Below are 18,518 nucleotides of genomic sequence, written 5' to 3'. Positions count from 1 at the left end.
AATCATCTTCCACAATTTGAAGATTGACAAGCGACCGCTACATTGTGTACATTATTGGGGAAGTTTATCACAAATTGGACACATTTTACACAGGAGTACGCAATTTTTTTCACAATCTTTGTTCTGCTAATGCAAAGTGAAGATCACAGAAGTTAGCATAGCGATCACTTTATTTTGACAGCAGACAAGGAACGTGGGTAAGCAACATTGTGAAAAGTGTCTCAAACAACAGGGAGATGAAATGATGGAAGCGTTAGCACTTGAAAAGAAAGCAGAGCGTGATGCAGAGCTTCGTGAACGTCTGCTACAGCTGAAGAAAGAGCGTAATGCTATTATTCTGGCGCATTATTATCAGCGTGATGAGATTCAAGAGGTTGCCGATTTCCGTGGTGATTCGTTTTTGCTGGCACAAAAAGCAGCGCAGACGGATGCGGATACGATTGTATTTTGCGGTGTTCATTTTATGGGCGAAAGCGCCAAAATTCTCGCACCGAACAAAACGGTCATCATTCCTGACGAGCGCGCTGGTTGCCCGATGGCAGATATGGTGAATGTGGATGGGCTACGCCGTTTGAAGGAAAAGCATCCTAATGCCAAAGTAGTCACGTACATCAATTCCTCTGCGGACGTGAAGGCGGAAACAGACATTTGCTGTACCTCGGCTAACGCGGTCAAAGTCATTCAATCTGTTGATTCTGATGAGATCATCTGGGTGCCAGATAAAAATCTTGGTCACTATGTGCAGCAGCATACCGATAAGAAGATGATCATCTGGGAAGGCTATTGCAATACCCACGATATGCTGACGGTGAAAGATGTGTTCGAAATGAAAGCGAAATATCCTAATGCGCAGTTTGTCGTTCATCCAGAATGTCGTCCTGAGGTTGTAGCGCTTGGTGACTTTGTTGGTAGTACAACGGCGATTATTAAATATTGTAAGGAATCCGATTGTCAGGAATTTATCGTAGGTACGGAAGATGGTACAGGCTATCAGCTTCGCAAGGACAGCCCGGATAAAAGCTTCCATTTTGCCAGTAAATATCTCGTTTGCCCGAATATGAAGGTGAACAATCTTAAAAAGCTGGTGAACTGTCTCGAAACGATGAAGCCACAAATCTATGTACCGCCAGCTGTAGCGGATCGTGCGCGTGTCTCGCTGGAGCGCATGCTGGAAGTTTCCTCGTCTTAATCGCATAAGCTACGATCATCGTTATGTTGACCAGAGAAAGGCAGGCGTGAACATGCCAGAGCGACAACGAACCGTTACGAATAGTGATTCGATTGTTCATACGGATGTATTGATCATCGGGACAGGAATTGCCGGATTATTTACCGCTATTGAAGTAAGTGAATCTAAGAACGTGCTCTTAATCACAAAGGATAAGCTGATGGAGAGCAATACACGCTATGCACAGGGCGGTATCGCCGCAGTTATGGCAGAGGACGATGCGCCATCCTTCCACCTTGAGGATACGCTACTTGCTGGGGCAGGACTATGTGATCGTCAAGCTGTAGAGCTACTTGTGCAGGAGGGGCCGAAGCGTGTGCAGGATCTGATTCGACTTGGTACTGCATTTGATGCCCGTGATGGACAGCTGGAGCTAACCCGAGAAGGAGCGCACAGTCACCGCCGCATTTTACATGCGAATGGAGATTCGACCGGGTATGAGATCGTACGTGCATTATCTGACCGGGTACGTCAGCAGCCTCGTATTGACGTGTGGGAGTACCATTTTACAATCGAGCTGATTAAAAATGATGCTGGCGAATGTATCGGTGCGATTGTCCAGCGACCGGATGGAGAAGTGGTCACTGTATACGCGGATGCGACGGTATTATGTACAGGTGGAAGCGGACAGCTGTATGAGCATACGACCAATCCTGCGGTAGCCACAGCAGACGGTATTGCACTCGCTTACCGTGCAGGAGCGGTGCTGCGTGATATGGAATTTATTCAATTTCATCCGACAGCGCTCTGTCAGCCGGGTGCGCCATGCTTTCTGATCTCGGAGGCTGTGCGTGGGGAAGGAGCGATTTTGCGTAATCGACTGGGTGAGGCATTTATGGAACGTTATCATCCGCTACGCGATCTGGCGCCGCGTGATATTGTCGCTCGTGCGATTGTGAGTGAACTGGAACGTGAGCATAGCGATTTTGTCTATCTGGATATTACCCATGAGCCAGAAGAGCAGCTAGCCGAGCGTTTTCCGACCATTTACCGAACCTGTCTGCAATACGGGATCAATCTAGCACAGGACTGGATTCCGGTTGCACCAGCAGCACACTATATGATGGGCGGTATCCGTACAGATCATCATGGTGAGAGTACACTGCCTCGTCTTTTTGCCTGTGGTGAGGTGTCCTCGACTGGCATTCACGGAGCGAATCGATTGGCGAGCAACTCCTTATCCGAAGCGATTGTATATGGTAGTCGAATCGCACAGCGAATTATAGAGCTGCAACCGAGTGCTGGAGCGTTACATCATACACCCCTCCATCAGATCAGCGACTGCATTCATTTTGCCGACCCTATAAATGTAAATAAATTCACAACCGCCGATCAGCCTATCGTCGTTGGCGAAGCTGCATGGGCTGCTATGCCTGTACAACTACAGCTACAGCTTCATACATCGTCTGAAGCTTCCGAATGGTCGAATAGAGTAGTAGATTTGGCGGCACGATCAGAAGTAAGTCTAGTGGAGACAACCACAACACAGAAGGTGCTAAGCGATTGTCTATCGCTAACAGATGAAGCTACACTTCCAGCGCTACGATCACAGCTGCAACGCTGGATGACTTCATATGCAGGTATTCGTCGTCATGCTCATACCTTACAGCAAGGAATTCAGTATTTACAGCAGCTATATGAGCATCTGTATGACTACCAGATAACGGAGAATGCTTCAAAACAAGAGCTTGCTCGTAAACGCGAATATTTGGAGCTTAATAACATGGTGATTAGCGGTTTATTGATCATGCAGGCAGCGCTGCATCGCGAGGAAAGTCGCGGCGGACATTACCGGGAGGATTTCCCGCAGCGCGATGATGCAAGCTGGCACCAGCATTCGATTCAGCACATTCATAATGGGCTAATGGAGGAGACAATGGATCATGTTTAATGGATATCAGGAAGGACTGACTTCATGGATCAAGCTATGGCTACAGGAGGATGTAGGATCAGGTGATGTGACGACCGCAGTGACCGTTCCACAGGGGCATCAGAGTCGCGCGGTCATTCATGCCAAGCAGGCAGGTGTGCTTGCTGGACTGCCTGTAGCCGAGCATGTATTTCGCACCGTTGATCCAGAGCTTCATTTTCAAGCGATCGCAACAGAGGGACAAACGGTGCAAAAAGGTGATATTATAGCAGAAGTAGAGGGCAGTACGCATTCTCTATTAACTGGAGAGCGACTGGCTCTTAATTTACTACAGCGTATGTCTGGCATTGCGACCCGTACCGCTGAATATGTTAGTCGGATTGAAGACCTGCCCGTTCGTCTGGTCGATACACGCAAGACGACACCAGGTCACCGGATGCTAGAAAAGTATGCTGTACGTGTAGGCGGTGGGGCTAATCACCGCTTTGGATTATATGATGCTGTTATGATCAAGGATAATCATATCAAGGCTGCGGGTGGGATTGCCGAAGCGGTACAAGCAGCCCGTGCTGTGATTCCGCATACGATGACCATTGAAGTGGAGACGGAATCGCTACAGCAGGTGGATGTAGCGCTGGATAGTGGCGCCGATATTATTATGCTGGATAATATGGAGCCATCGATGATGCGAGAGGCAGTAACCCGTATTCGTCAGGCACGTCCCCATGTTCGAATTGAAGCCTCTGGTAATGTCTCGCTGGATACTATTCGTGAGCTTGCCGAAACGGGTATAGATATCATATCGGTCGGCAGGCTAACGTATTCATTTGAGAATCTGGATATTAGCCTTGACCTGGGAGCCAAAAAGAAGGAGTGACCCCTATTGATACTGGTGATTGATATTGGCAATACGAATATCGTATTTGGCATGTATAGAGGAGAGAGCCTGCTGCACCATTTTCGTATCAGCACCAATCGCCAGGCGACACCGGATGAATATGGTGTGACGATTCATCAGCTATTCCATATGTCCGGTGTGTCAGCAGAGGAACTGGAAGGCATTATCATTTCATCCGTGGTGCCTTCGATTATGCATACGCTTGAGGAGATGTGTCAGAAATATTTGCACCATACCCCTATCATTGTCGGACCGGGCATACGCACCGGTCTGAATTTGCGTTATGAGAATCCGCGTGAGGTCGGTGCGGATCGGATTGCCAATGCGGTAGCGGCGATTGCGATCTATGGCAGCCCTGTGATCGTAGTTGATTTTGGTACGGCGACTACCTTTGATTGTATCGATGCCGGCTCGAATTATCTGGGCGGAGCGATTGTGCCGGGTATTGGCATTTCGACCGAGGCGTTATATCAGCGTGCCTCCAAGTTGCCTAATATCGAGCTGGAGAAGCCACGGCGTGTAATTGGGCGCAATACGATCCATGCGATGCAGTCCGGTATCATTTATGGCTATGCAGGTCAGGTGGATGGTATTGTCAAACGTATTCGCAGTGAGCTGGGCGAAGAAGCACGTGTGATTGCGACAGGTGGGCTTGCCGCATTGATCGCCGATGAAACGGACACCGTCAGCGAGGTGAATCCACTGCTTACGCTGGAAGGGCTACGTCTGATCTATGAGCGTAATCGGACGGCGAATCGTTCGTCGTCGCGTAATGACGCCTAAAAGCCCGTATCTGCAAAACTTTTGACGACAGTTTGGCGTCTAATTACAATAGAAGTTGCTAAACCTGGATGGTTGGAGCATAGAACATGCAATCGTATTCGAATTATCGGGTAATGTGCAATATAATAGAACATGTCCTTTATGTATCAATAACAGGAACAAGCGATGTACAATCGAGAGGAGTTTATATAGATGGAACAACATAATCACAAGGCGGATCGTTTGATTCGTGGTATCGCAATGAATGGTAAGGTGCGCGCATTTGCTGTGCGTTCAACAGAACTGGTCGAGGAGCTACGTCGTCGTCATGACACCTGGCCGACTGCAACAGCTGCACTTGGTCGTACACTTAGTACAGCAGCCATGATGGGCGCAATGCTCAAGGGCGAAGAAAAATTAACGATTCAGGTGAAAGGTAACGGCCCAATCGGACAAATTGTCGCTGATGCGAATGCCAAAGGTGAAGTGCGTGGCTACGTCGACAATCCGCATGTACATTTGCCAAGTAATGCAAAAGGTAAACTGGATGTGGCTGGCGTTGTCGGTACGGAAGGCTTTATTTATGTGATCAAGGATCTTGGCTTAAAGGAGCCATATCGCGGTAGTGTGCCGATCGTATCGGGAGAGCTGGGCGAAGACTTTACGTACTATTTTGCAACATCGGAGCAGACCCCTTCTGCTGTCGGCGTTGGCGTATTAGTGGAGAACGATAATTCGGTCATCGTAGCAGGTGGATTTATTTTGCAGCTGCTGCCTGGCCTGTCAGATAAAGAGATTGATGCGATTGAGAAGGCATTATCTGAGATGCCACCAGTAACAACCTTGCTGGAGCAGGGCCTGGAGCTGGAGGATATGCTGAAGCGGATGCTACCGGATGTGGAGATTATGGATCAGATGGACATCATGTTCAAATGCTCCTGTTCTCGCGAGCGTGTCGAGCAGACACTGGTTAGTCTGGGCGAAACGGAATTGACTCAGCTGATCGAGGAGGATGGTCAGGCAGAGGTTGTGTGCCACTTCTGTAATGAGAAGTACCAATTCCACCGTGCTGATCTGGAAAAGCTTCTCGCTGAAGCGAAAAACTAAGGGAAGCCAAGACATATGACGAAGGATAAATCACCCTTACGGACAGCCGTCATGGTCTTGATCATAGTCATTATTATGCTGCTCGGAGCCTTTTGGGTCATCCGGGCAGTTCAGCATTCTGGCAGCAATAGCTCGGCTGTAGCTGTCGTAGGCAACGACACGATCAGTGACGACCAATGGACCGCCGAATTGAAGAAACGATACGGGCAGGAGATTTTGCTGCAAATGCTAAATCGACGTGTCGTCAGCATGGAAGCACAGACACTGCATATTGGAGTAAGCGAGCAGGAGATCGATGATAACTTGCAGGAGCGCATGAGTGGCTATAGCTCACCGGAAGCCTTTTATAAGGAAATGAGCAGTCAGTTCGGGCTCAGTCGTCAGGATCTGCGCGAGGAATCCAAATATCAGATTGAGCTGGAAAAGATCGCCACGGTGAATATTCAAGTGAGCGATGAGCAGGTCAATCAGTACATTCAGCAAAATGAACAACAAAGCGATCAAAAGCGGCAATACGAGCTGGCCTGGATCAAAACCGATGATGAAGAAAGCGCGAGCGAAGCAGTACAGCGCATCGAAAATGGTGATTCTTTTGCCGATATCGCCAAGCAGGTGTCGACCGATGGCTTTTCCTCTAACAAAGGAGGCGCACTTGGCTGGATCGACGACGACGATCCCTTTCAGCCATCTGAAGTGATGAAGGCGATCCAGACGATGCAGCCCGGTGATATTGTCGGGCCGATCAAGCTGAGTAATGGTGGCTATGCCGTTGTTCAGGTGATTGATATTCGCCAGTCACAATCCGCTCATCTGGAAATAAGCTCGGAAACCGCACGCCGTAAAATCGCATTAGAGCAGGCAAGACCCCTGAATGAGATTGAGCAGGAGCTTCGTAAGAAGTACAGTGCCTATATTTTGTCTGCTAAACCGTAGGATTCTAGTGCTGTGACATTGACAATGCCTTAGCGTATTGATAATATTAATTATATTAATACCTACTGTTTTACTCGGATTAGCATAGATTACACATATAGCGTTCTATCATCGCTACGTTCTATTATTTGAAGGAGGGCAACAGGCATGGCAAAAGTCGTAAATAGTGTGACAGAATTGATCGGAGGAACTCCACTCGTTCGTTTGAACCGTGTAGTGCCGGAAGATAGCGCAGAAATCTATCTGAAGCTGGAATATCAAAATCCAGGCTCCAGTGTAAAGGATCGTATTGCGATCAGCATCGTAGAAGAAGCGGAAAAGCAAGGCCTTTTGAAACCAGGTGGTACCATCGTTGAAGCGACGAGCGGTAACACAGGGATTGGTCTGGCGATGGTCGCTGCGGCAAAAGGCTATAAATGCGTGATCGTAATGCCGGAAACGATGAGCTTGGAGCGTCGCAATCTGCTGCGTGCTTACGGCGCTGAGCTGGTGCTGACTCCGGGTTCCGAAGGTATGAACGGTGCGGTTAAAAAAGCCGAAAGTATCGTACAGGAGAATCCTGACTACTTTATGGCAGAGCAATTCAAAAATAAAGCGAACGTGAAAATTCACCGTGAAACGACAGGTCCAGAGATCGTGGAAGCGATCGATTCGATCGGCGGCTCCCTGGATGCCTTTATCGCAGGTATTGGTACAGGTGGTACAATCACGGGTGCAGGTGAAGTGCTCAAAGAGCGTTTCCCGGATATCAAAATCTATGCGGTAGAGCCTGCGGCATCCCCAATTCTGGCGGGTGGACAACCAGGCCCTCACAAAATTCAAGGGATTGGCGCGAACTTCATCCCTGAAATTTTGAACCGTAATGTATACGATGAGATCATTCACGTAGAGAACGAGGAAGCTTTTGAAGTGGCACGTCGTGTGGCGAAGGAAGAGGGCGTGCTGTCCGGTATTTCTTCTGGCGCGGCTGTACATGCTGCATTGAAAGTGGCAAAAGAGCTTGGCAAAGGCAAGCGTATCGTTGTCATCATTCCAAGTAACGGTGAGCGTTACCTGAGTACACCACTGTACAACTTCGAATCTTAATTATAGGAGCCCAGCTAGAAGCGCATCGTTCCAGCGCAATTAGATGGGTATACGATAAGCCTCTGCACCGATCTTCGGATTTGTAGCAGAGGCTTTTTGCTATCTCGGTGCAGATCTGTCAGGAAAGCTCTTCTCAATTCTACTGCGCTTTAGTATACTAACGAAAAACTACACATGATCAGGTTGGAGGAACGAGGATTGACCAGAGTATGTATATCTTTACAGCAGTGGGAGCAATGGAGCGGGGAAGGTTATACGCATCTACCTTATTTGCTGCGCATCCCGCTACATGAACAGTTGCTGCCTGCGAGCTGGGAGGTACTGTGGAGCGAGCAATTTCCTCATTCCGTATTGCTGGAAAATGGCAAAGGCGGACGCTACACCTATCTTGGTTTGCAGCCTTCCGGTATATTAAGCGGTGATCTGGAGCAAGCTGAGGAGCAAGAGCTGTCTGTTGATTGGACAGGAGAAGTCGCATCGCTATCTTCACCTCAATCATCTGCTGAGTCAGCGTTTCAGCAGACCGAGTTAGCAGATGAGATACGTGGAATGAAGCAGCATCATGGCAAGCCACTGGATGTACTGCGTCAATGGATGTCGAGCTACCGCGCTCCGCGCGTAGAAGCAGCTCCGCCATTCATCGGTGGCTGTGCAGGCTTTCTCAGCTACGATATTTCGCGTTCACTGGAACGCTTACCAAATCGATTGCCGAATGAGCTGGGTTTACCGGAGTATGTATGGCTGCGCTTTGATCAGCTATGGGTCGTCGATCATCTGGAAAAAGAATTATATTGCTGTGTGCACCTGCCAGTAGCAACTACCGATATACAGGCAAATGAAGCAGTCACTTGTTCTGCGCATTACGAGCTAGCAACAGCGCTCGCTGAGCAGATGGCGCAACAGTGGCAGCAATGGCTGACGACTGTAAGCAAGGCCGATACACAGCGTCGCGAGCTATTGCACCAGCATCCAGCCGCATTGGCGGATTCACGTACCGAAGGCTATGGCTTTACAACCGGTTTTGAACAGCAAGCCTTTCAGCAGGCGGTGCAATCGGTACAGCGTTATATTGGACAGGGTGATGTATTTCAGGTCAATCTATCGCTGCGTAGCGAACGTGCTATCGAGGGAACGCCAGAGTCGATCTATGAATGGCTACGTTTGACGAATCCGTCTCCTTACATGGGATTATTGCGTTTGCCAGGCTTTCAGCTGGTGTCTGCTTCACCCGAATTGCTTGTATCTGTACGTGATGGAGCCGTTGCCGCACGTCCGATTGCAGGTACAAGACGCCGTGGCACGACCGAGCAGGAAGATCTAGCGATGGAGCAGGAACTATTGCAAACGGAAAAGGAACGTGCCGAGCATATTATGCTGGTCGATTTACAACGTAATGATCTGGGCAGAATTGCGCGTTATGGAAGTGTGCGTGTACCGGAGCTTATGACAATCGAACGCTATTCCCATGTGATGCATCTCGTATCCGGTGTTGAGGCAGAGCTTGCGGAGGATAAGGATGTGTATGATGTGATTGCAGCGACCTTCCCGGGTGGCACGATCACAGGCGCACCGAAAATCCGCACCATGGAAATTATCGAAGAACTCGAGCAAACGAGACGCGGCGCGTACACCGGCTCGATGGGCTGGATTGACTATAGCGGCAATATGGAATTAAATATTATTATCCGAACATTAACCGTCAAAGATAATATTGCTTATATGCAGGCTGGGGCAGGAATCGTTATCGATTCCGACCCGTATCGTGAATACCGTGAATGCTTTAACAAATCGAGAGCTTTAGCCAGAGCGGTCATGCTGAGTGAACAGCAGGAGCGTCTTCGGCAGGAGAGGGAGGAACAGCGATGATACTTGTAATTGATAACTACGATTCCTTTACGTACAATCTGGTGCAATACCTGGGTGAACTGGGCGAGGAGGTTATCGTACGCCGTAATGATGAGATCGATATGAATGGCATTCGTGAACTGAATCCAGATCATATTTTGCTGTCGCCAGGCCCTTGTACACCAACAGAGGCAGGTATTACGATTGATGTAATCCAGACCTTCAAGGGTGAAATTCCAATTTTCGGCGTATGCCTTGGTCATCAGGCGATTGGACAGGCATTTGGTGGAAACGTGATTCGTGCAGAACGACTAATGCACGGGAAGACGTCACCCATCCTGCACCAATCTACATCGGTATTCGAGAACCTGCCAGCTCCATTTACAGCTACACGCTATCATTCCCTGATCGTCGAACGCAGCAGTCTACCAGATTGTCTGGAGATTACTGCTGAGACAGCCGAAGGCGAGATTATGGGTCTGCGTCACAAGGAATACGCAGTGGAGGGTGTGCAATTTCACCCCGAGTCGATTGTAACCGATCACGGTCATACCATTTTGCGTAATTTCCTGAGTCGTAAAGTGGATAAAGCAGCTAGCGTATGAAGTACATTAGTATAAATGGTGTAATTACACCGATCGAGCAAGCCGTGGTATCCGTCATGGATCACGGCTTCTTGTATGGAATGGGCTTGTTTGAAACGATGCGTACATACAATGGACGTCCGTTTCTGCTGGATCGTCATCTGCGGCGTTTACAGACGAGCTGCGCTTCACTTGGCATTCGCTGGTCGATGACAACGGAGCAGGTAGAGCGGCAGATGGGCGATCTGATGCAAGCCAATGAGCTGCAAGAAGCATACCTGCGTTATACCGTATCCGCAGGCGAGGACATACTCGGTCTGCCCTCTGGCGCCTATACTGATCCGAACGTCATCATTTATGCCAAATCATTACCCACTGCTTCCATACGTCCAACCAAGTCGCTACGCAAGTTGCATACGGTTCGTAACACGCCCGAAGGCGACATTCGACTCAAATCGCTTCATTATATGAATAGTATTCTTGGCAAACGTGAACTGTTGCTCTATGCGGACGAGCCAGCAGCCTCTGTCGAAGGGCTGATGCTAACCGCCGAAGGACATCTCGCCGAAGGCATCGTGAGCAATGTCTTTTTTATCAAAGAAGACATTCTATACACGCCTTCTGTAGATACAGGCATTCTACCAGGCATCACACGAGCATGGGTGATGGAGCTGGCAGAGCAACAGGGCTTATCGGTTGAAAAGGGACTGTACACATGGGCGCAGCTTATCGATGCAGACGAAGTATTTGTAACTAATTCGGTACAGGAGATTGTACCGATCATCCGTTTACTGGATGATGATCATGAAGTGATCGTCGGTGACGGACAGATCGGTCAGCATACCGCTATGCTTTGTACCGTTTATGAAAGAGAGGCTTACCGAACTTGAAGCAACCCGTACATCCTATTCGTGAATATCATATGGGTAAAGCCACTCTACGGCTGGATCAGACTACACAGATCATGGGCATTTTAAATATTACACCGGACTCTTTTTCCGATGGAGGGAGCTATACATCTGTTGAGCTCGCTGTAGCGCATGCCAGGCAGATGGTAGAAGAAGGAGCAGATATCATCGATATCGGTGGCGAGTCGACCCGACCTGGGCATGAGCCTGTATCGGAGGAGGAGGAGCTGAACCGCGTACTACCGGTAATCAAAGCACTACAGCAGCAGATGCCGCATGTGCCTCTTTCGATCGATACGTACAAGGCAGAGGTGGCGCGTCAGGCGATTGAAGCAGGCGCGCATATAATTAATGATATTTGGGGCGGACTGGAAGATGAGCGTATGTTTGATGTGGTCGCTGCGCTTGGCTGTCCGTACATTTTGATGCATAATCGCTACAACATGGACTATACCGATCTGGCGACAGATGTACGACATGATCTGGAGCAGCGTATTCAGCAGGCACTGGCAGCAGGGGTTCAGCCTCAGCAGATTATTGTAGACCCCGGTATCGGCTTTGCCAAGACAGGCGAGCATAATCTGGAGCTAATGCGTCGGCTGGACGAGCTGCATCCATTGGGCTATCCCATGCTACTAGGCACCTCGCGTAAACGATTCATTCGCAGTGTGCTGGATGCAGCGCCTGATGATGTAGTGGAAGGCACACTCGCAACGACTGCTCTCGGTATCGCTCAGGGCTGTCAGATTATTCGAGTACATGATGTGCGTGCCAATAAGAAGCTAGCCACGATGTGCGATGCCATGCTACAGCAAGGTATATCCTGATACGATCAACGCTGGTCATATGTAATCATGAAGGGAATGAGCGTTATGGATAAAATGATATTGAACCGTATGGAATATTACGGCTACCACGGCGTGTTTGAAGAAGAGCGTAAGCTAGGTCAGCGTTTCTATGTAGATTTGGAGCTTGAGCTGGATTTGTCCGAAGCCGGTCGTACCGATCAGCTGGAGACAACGATTAATTACGCAGAGATTCATGAGAAAGTTAAAGAAGTCGTGGAAAAGAAATCGTTCAAATTAATCGAAGCGCTGGCAGAATGTATTGCAACGGTTTTGCTGGACGCTTATACTGGGGTACATGTATTGACCGTTCGAGTTACCAAGCCGCATCCACCGTTTGATATTCACTTTCAAGGCGTGACCGTGGAGCTGCGGCGTACACGAAAGTGAGCGTAGGTAAATGATGAATTCCTTCTATTCCTCTGATTCGTCAGAGGCTTATATTGCTTTAGGCGCCAATCTAGGTGATCGAGAGCAGACATTATATGATGCAATTCAATTGCTGAACAGCCATCCTCAGATCGAGGTACAGCGCTGCTCAGGCATGTATGATACAGCACCTGTAGGCTATACCGATCAGCCAGCCTTTTACAATATGGTGATTCGGGTATCCACTGGTCTGCAACCACTGGAATTACTACAAATAATGCTCGATATTGAGCATCAGCTAGGGCGTGTGCGCGATATTCGCTGGGGTCCGCGTACCGTTGATCTCGATTTGCTATGGATGGATGACATCCAAATGGACACCGAGCGCCTGCAACTGCCACACCCTCGTATGCATGAGCGTGCTTTTGTGCTGGTACCGCTACACGAAATTGTGGAGCAACAACAAGCACCGGAGCTATACCAGCTTGTGACCGATTCCCTTCAGCATGTACAGGATCAGGACATTCAATACGTACATGCCTGCAAACTGCCGTTTCCTTCAAAATTGAAATAATCGATGTTGTTTATTCCTTATAATAGGATAAGCAGTCATTCTAATGAATACACGATACGTAACAAGCAACCTTAATCGTGGTCGTATGGCATTTGTGATAATGGTAAATGCCTGTCATCTATTTTGTACGTTGTATCACCTCCTGTCTTCGGCGATAGCCCTCTCGATTCGTTCCATGACCGAAGCAGAAGTAAAAGGAGTGAACTCTCCGATGTTAACAATCGGTGATATTGAATTAAAAAACCGGGTTGTACTCGCCCCAATGGCGGGTGTGTGCAACCCAGCGTTCCGTCTCATTGCCAAAGAATTTGGTACAGGTCTTGTTTGCGCCGAGATGGTTAGCGATAAAGCCATTCTAAGCGGTAATAAGCGTACCCATGAAATGTTATTTGTCGACGAGCGCGAAAAGCCACTAAGTCTGCAAATTTTTGGCGGAGATCGTCATTCACTGGTAGAAGCAGCGAAAGTTGTCGATCAGGATACGAATGCTGATATTATCGACATCAATATGGGCTGCCCTGCACCTAAGGTCAACAAGATTGATGCTGGTGCACGCTGGCTGCTTGACCCGAATAAGATTAATGAGATGGTCGCTGCTGTAGTCGCGAATGTGAGCAAGCCCGTTACCGTGAAAATGCGTATCGGCTGGGATCATGATCATATCTATGTGATCGATAATGCGAAGGCAGTAGAAGCAGGTGGCGGCAAAGCGATCAGTGTGCATGGACGTACACGCGAGCAGCTGTATACCGGACAGGCAGACTGGTCTTACATCAAGCAGGCCAAGGAATCCGTCTCCATTCCGGTAATCGGTAATGGTGATGTGGTTACACCAGAAGATGCAAAACGCATGCTAGACATAACAGGCTGTGACGGTGTCATGATTGGTCGCGGTGCGCTGGGTAATCCGTGGATGCTGTATCGTACAGTGGAATACCTGAACACCGGCACACTGATGCCTGATCCAACCGCAGAAGAGAAGATTCGCATTGCTATTTTGCATATGGATCGTCTGGTTGCGCTGAAGGGTGAAGTCGTCGCTGTGCGTGAGATGCGTAAGCATCTATCCTGGTATCTCAAAGGTCTCAAAGGCTCCGCAAGCATCAAGAACTCTATCATGGAAGGCACGAAGCGTGACGAAATGGTGCGGATTTTGCATCAATTCCTCGAAGACCTGCCTGATCATGTTGGCTCTGATGCTGACCATGAAGCCGTACCGTTTGTACAGGTGCAATGCGCTACACCAGCGCAAGCCTCTGTTTAATTGATTGGCAGACATGTACCGATGCGGCTTCACGACAATAGACAGCCGCATATCGCTTGAAATGGTTAGTTAAAATAGAGATATCACACACCAAAAAGGACCCTATCTGAGCCATCGTGCCAGGCGGGTCCCTTTTTATTGACATTTCATAATCATTCCCATATACTTTTGCAGTATAAATTTGACTGAGCTAATGGTTAGATTTGATATAGCTTCTGGGAGATTTCCCGGTACAATTACCGTTTTTGCGATCTTGTATGAGTCTTCGCTGCTTTCGAATGACCGGCTAATATTCATGCGGGAAGCTCCGAGAGCGAATTTTTGAACCGATTGAAAATTATTCACATGACAGGAGATTTGGTTAAGATGAGCGATAAAGAAGTCATTTTGACACAGGACGGTCTGAAGAAGCTGGAAGATGAACTCGAAAACCTCAAGTCCGTAAAACGCCGCGAGGTGGCAGAACGTATCAAGGTTGCCATTGGATATGGCGATATCAGTGAGAACTCCGAGTATGAAGATGCCAAGAACGAACAGGCCTTCATCGAAGGACGCATTATTACACTGGAGAAAATGCTGCGTAATGCACGCATCATCAACAGTGATGAGATCAATACAGATGCAGTGAGCATCGGTGCAACTGTAATTGTAGAAGATCTGGAGTTCGGCGATACGACAGAATACACGATCGTAGGTACAGCAGAATCCGATCCTTCTCAAAATAAAATTTCTAACGAAAGCCCTGTAGGCAAAGCTATCCTGGGCAAACAAAGAGGTACTGTTGTAGACGTAAACGTACCTGCTGGCGTAATCCAGTACAAAATCGTCGAAATCAAGAAGTAAGCTTCGATCAAGCCACTGTATGACATAAGCGTCTATATGTCGTAAACACATTTACGATCCAATGCCGAACTCATACAATAGCGTTTGCATCCTGTTCGTTCTACATAAGAACGCCTACAGCCTGCTCGAAGTGCTGCAATGATGTATAGTCGAAAATGCTCTATGTATGAAAAAGCTTCCGTTAAGGGAGCTTTTTTCTTGAAATTATACTGAAATTCCGTACAATTACCGTTTTGCGGATTTCAGTTTCAGTTCAAATCAAGTAAACTATAACTATGTGCCATATAGATTGAACGGGGAAGATACCCTTTGAATGATTCATCCTTGCTACCGGTACGGATACAGTAGCGTCTCCTAGGTGGTTCTTGCCAGAGCGAGATCAGGATGAATCCGTATTTGAAGATCATGACGCATATGTATTTTATTGAAGGAGTTGAAATTCAGCGATGTCTGATGAAACATTGAATCCTGGTCAACAGGAAGAAAACGTAATAAGCGAAAGCGAAATGAACGAACTGCTCAAGGTGCGCCGGGCGAAGCTGGATGAGCTACGCGGACTGGGCATCGACCCATTTGGCAAAAAGTATGTTCGTACCTCGACTGCAAACGATGTGCTGAGCACGTACGATACCCTTACCAAAGAAGAGCTGGAAGAAAAAGAAGTGACTGTAAGTCTGGCTGGTCGCATCATGACCAAGCGTGTCATGGGTAAAGCTAGCTTTGCACATATTCAGGACCTGAGCGGACGTATCCAAATCTACGTACGTAAAGATACCGTTTCCGAAGCTCAATACGAAGCGTTCACGATCCTCGATCTGGGCGATATCGTAGGTATTAAAGGAACAGTCTTCAAAACAAAAACAGGTGAAACGTCCATCAAAGTACTGGAGCTAGAAGTGCTCACCAAATCTCTGCTGCCACTACCGGACAAATATCACGGCATCAAAGACGTTGAGCTGCGTTACCGTCAGCGCTATGTGGATCTGATCGTGAACCCGGAAGTACAGCGTACCTTCATTACACGTTCCCGCATCATTCAATCGATGCGCCGTTATCTGGATTCGCTCGGCTATCTGGAAGTAGAAACACCGACACTGCACAGCATTGCAGGTGGTGCGGCAGCGAAGCCGTTTATCACGCATCACAATGCGCTGGATATGCAGCTGTACATGCGTATCGCGATTGAGCTTCACCTGAAGCGTCTGATTGTTGGTGGTCTTGAGAAGGTATACGAGATCGGCCGTGTTTACCGTAACGAGGGCATCTCGACTCGTCACAACCCGGAATTTACGATGATCGAGCTGTATGAAGCATATGCGGATTACAAAGACATCATGAGCCTGACTGAAAATATGGTTGCTCATATCGCGCAGGAAGTACTGGGCACAACACAGATCGAGTACCAGGGACATCAGGTAGACCTGACTCCGCAATGGCGTCGTGTATCCATGGTGGATGCAGTTAAAGAAGTAAAAGGCGTAGACTTCAGCGTACACATGACAGATGAGCAAGCACAGCAGCTTGCCAAAGAGCATGGTGTCAAAGTCGACCCGCATATGACCTTCGGTCATATTTTGAATGCATTCTTCGAGGAGTTCGTAGAGGAGACACTGATCCAACCGACATTTATTACAGGTCACCCGGTTGAGATTTCTCCACTGGCGAAAAGAAGTGAAGAAGACCCTCGCTTCACCGATCGCTTCGAGCTGTTCATCGTAGCGCGCGAGCATGCTAACGCATTTACGGAGCTGAACGACCCGATCGACCAGCGTCAACGCTTTGAAGCGCAGCTGGTAGAGCGTGAGCATGGTAACGACGAAGCGCATGAGATGGACGATGACTTCATCCGTGCACTGGAATATGGTATGCCACCAACAGGTGGACTGGGTATCGGTATCGATCGTCTGGTCATGCTGCTGACTAACGCAGCTTCGATTCGCGACGTACTGCTGTTCCCACATATGCGTCACCAGGCTGGCGAATAAGCAAATTAGACTTTGCAGCTGATATATAGAAGCTTATGCATGCGAAGTGAGTTTAAGTTAGGTGAAGATAAGTCCAAGGTCGAATCTGAGCTTTATGGAGTACTCTATATCCGTATCTATCCTAGTTTTGATGTAGATTATATTCTAGATTTGAATTACGTCAGATATAGATTAGCTTCTATAACTTTGTATCTTAAAACTCTGTATCTTAGGCTCTATATCTTAAACTCTATATCGTAGCTACTACTTTGCTAGTATTTGTATGCTATCCATTCACAATAATAAATCACAATAATAAAAGCCCGAATAAAAGCCCGTATCCAGTCCACCAACCGGATACGGGCTTTTCTTTATCATATAACAATGTCCTACGTCTTATACTATATTATGTTCTACAAGATAACTGATCCAAGTGAGCAGAAGTCAAAGTAAGAATAAGTCAAAATGAGCATAAATCAAGCGTTGTGACTACAAGCAGCCAATCATTCCTCCGATCTTAGATCATAGTCTATTCTAAACATAGCCTACCTTATACCGTTTACTGATCCTACACCGTACACATTCCTTTTATCCGAATCCGACCATTAAAACGAAAACGTCTATTCAATCCTACATAGCACACTGAGCGCATAATATAATCCATACATTATTCTGTTCTATAATAAACATCCTCTATTCACGAGTGTCAGATCAGTGGCGCTCACCGAAGCAGGTAACTTGGCAAATACATTGTTCAGACTCTATTCTTCTCTATAATGGACACTCCTATATTCTTCTTTATAATAAACACCTCCTACATTCTGCAAAATTATATAGTTTGCTATTATATACTATTACTCTTATCCTCTAGAACTTCTATATTGTTGTTTGTTTACTACAAGATGACATCCGCTCATCGAATGAGCGGCAATGTATTTTCGACAATAAGACAATAAATAGTAAGTCTTCTAGCCATTGAAGACGTTCAAATAACTATCCAATGATATATGCTTACACTAGAAATTACTTATTAAGCTTCCGCTGACAAGCTATTAATAGACTAAATATAGAGAGTCTGATCAAATAAAATTTGAGGGCTATAAAAAAAGTTTATAAAAAAGCTTGCACACTTGTTGAATACGTGTTAATCTATAAATCTAGTGTTGATTGCGACTTTCGCTGATCACTGGCTTACATTCTCTATAAACAATCTGCTTTTCAAACTCACGTCAAAACGAGCTTGAAAACAACTTCAAAAAAAGTTGTTGACAGATGGTTGATGAGATGATAAGATATAAGAGTTGCTGCGAGAGACACTGAGCGGCAACGAAAGAGTTTGATCTTTGAAAACTGAACAACGAGTGAGTGAAGAACTTCGGTTCTTCAAATATAGAGAACAGCAATGTTCTCGCCAGCAACAAAATGAGCACGTCAAACA

The 18,518-nt window shown here is 47.4% G+C and carries 16 protein-coding genes; all 16 read left to right on the top strand.

The annotated features are described in order from the left end of the window. Positions 1-244 precede the first annotated feature (244 nt). The 16 genes from nadA (at position 245) to lysS (ending at position 17,101) form a co-directional block, all read left to right on the top strand. A complete protein-coding gene (nadA, locus tag IEX62_RS21435; RefSeq protein WP_188778174.1) occupies positions 245-1,189 on the top strand; it encodes a quinolinate synthase NadA in 945 nt (314 codons plus the stop codon). A gap of 52 nt (positions 1,190-1,241) precedes the next feature. Next, positions 1,242-3,119, top strand: coding sequence for an L-aspartate oxidase (gene nadB, locus IEX62_RS21430; RefSeq protein WP_188778103.1), 1,878 nt, complete (start codon positions 1,242-1,244; stop codon positions 3,117-3,119). After that, a complete protein-coding gene (gene nadC / locus IEX62_RS21425) occupies positions 3,109-3,975 on the top strand; it encodes a carboxylating nicotinate-nucleotide diphosphorylase (protein ID WP_188778172.1) in 867 nt (288 codons plus the stop codon). Before nadB ends, nadC begins: the two co-directional genes overlap by 11 nt. 6 nt (positions 3,976-3,981) lie before the next feature. Continuing rightward, entirely contained in the window at positions 3,982-4,779 is a 798-nt protein-coding gene (locus tag IEX62_RS21420) for a type III pantothenate kinase (protein ID WP_188778100.1), read from the top strand. A gap of 192 nt (positions 4,780-4,971) precedes the next feature. Next, the gene (gene hslO / locus IEX62_RS21415) at positions 4,972-5,865 is read left to right on the top strand and encodes an Hsp33 family molecular chaperone HslO (RefSeq protein ID WP_188778098.1); all 894 of its coding nucleotides are present in this window, start codon (positions 4,972-4,974) and stop codon (positions 5,863-5,865) included. Between the two features lie 15 nt (positions 5,866-5,880). Next, positions 5,881-6,798 carry a peptidyl-prolyl cis-trans isomerase gene (locus IEX62_RS21410; RefSeq protein WP_188778096.1) on the top strand — a complete coding sequence of 306 codons (918 nt, stop codon included), beginning with the start codon at positions 5,881-5,883 and terminating at the stop codon, positions 6,796-6,798. Positions 6,799-6,945: 147 nt separating this feature from the next. Continuing rightward, positions 6,946-7,884 carry a cysteine synthase A gene (gene cysK / locus IEX62_RS21405; RefSeq protein ID WP_188778094.1) on the top strand — a complete coding sequence of 313 codons (939 nt, stop codon included), beginning with the start codon at positions 6,946-6,948 and terminating at the stop codon, positions 7,882-7,884. Between the two features lie 198 nt (positions 7,885-8,082). Further along, positions 8,083-9,750, top strand: coding sequence for an anthranilate synthase component I family protein (locus IEX62_RS21400; protein WP_229686004.1), 1,668 nt, complete (start codon positions 8,083-8,085; stop codon positions 9,748-9,750). Next, on the top strand, positions 9,747-10,334 hold the full coding sequence (pabA, locus tag IEX62_RS21395; protein ID WP_188778092.1) for an aminodeoxychorismate/anthranilate synthase component II: 588 nt from the start codon (positions 9,747-9,749) through the stop codon (positions 10,332-10,334). Before IEX62_RS21400 ends, pabA begins: the two co-directional genes overlap by 4 nt. Further along, positions 10,331-11,203, top strand: a complete 873-nt coding sequence (pabC, locus tag IEX62_RS21390; RefSeq protein WP_188778091.1) for an aminodeoxychorismate lyase — start codon at positions 10,331-10,333, stop codon at positions 11,201-11,203. Before pabA ends, pabC begins: the two co-directional genes overlap by 4 nt. Before the next feature lie 32 nt (positions 11,204-11,235). After that, on the top strand, positions 11,236-12,048 hold the full coding sequence (gene folP, locus IEX62_RS21385; protein WP_188778170.1) for a dihydropteroate synthase: 813 nt from the start codon (positions 11,236-11,238) through the stop codon (positions 12,046-12,048). A gap of 45 nt (positions 12,049-12,093) precedes the next feature. Beyond that, complete coding sequence (folB, locus tag IEX62_RS21380) at positions 12,094-12,456, top strand: dihydroneopterin aldolase (protein ID WP_188778090.1); 363 nt, start codon at positions 12,094-12,096, stop codon at positions 12,454-12,456. A 13-nt stretch (positions 12,457-12,469) separates the two neighbouring features. After that, positions 12,470-13,009 (top strand): 2-amino-4-hydroxy-6-hydroxymethyldihydropteridine diphosphokinase, encoded by a 540-nt coding sequence (folK, locus tag IEX62_RS21375; protein WP_188778167.1) that lies wholly within the window; start codon positions 12,470-12,472, stop codon positions 13,007-13,009. Positions 13,010-13,220: 211 nt separating this feature from the next. Next, entirely contained in the window at positions 13,221-14,273 is a 1,053-nt protein-coding gene (dusB, locus tag IEX62_RS21370; RefSeq protein WP_188778089.1) for a tRNA dihydrouridine synthase DusB, read from the top strand. Between the two features lie 366 nt (positions 14,274-14,639). Beyond that, positions 14,640-15,116 (top strand): transcription elongation factor GreA, encoded by a 477-nt coding sequence (gene greA / locus IEX62_RS21365; protein WP_188778088.1) that lies wholly within the window; start codon positions 14,640-14,642, stop codon positions 15,114-15,116. 446 nt (positions 15,117-15,562) lie between these two features. Next, positions 15,563-17,101 (top strand): lysine--tRNA ligase, encoded by a 1,539-nt coding sequence (lysS, locus tag IEX62_RS21360; protein WP_188778086.1) that lies wholly within the window; start codon positions 15,563-15,565, stop codon positions 17,099-17,101. Positions 17,102-18,518: the final 1,417 nt, after the last annotated feature.

The organism is Paenibacillus hunanensis, from assembly GCF_014645615.1.
Classification (GTDB): Bacteria; Bacillota; Bacilli; order Paenibacillales; family Paenibacillaceae; genus Saccharibacillus; species Saccharibacillus hunanensis.
This window is presented reverse-complemented; position numbering and strand designations above follow the sequence as displayed.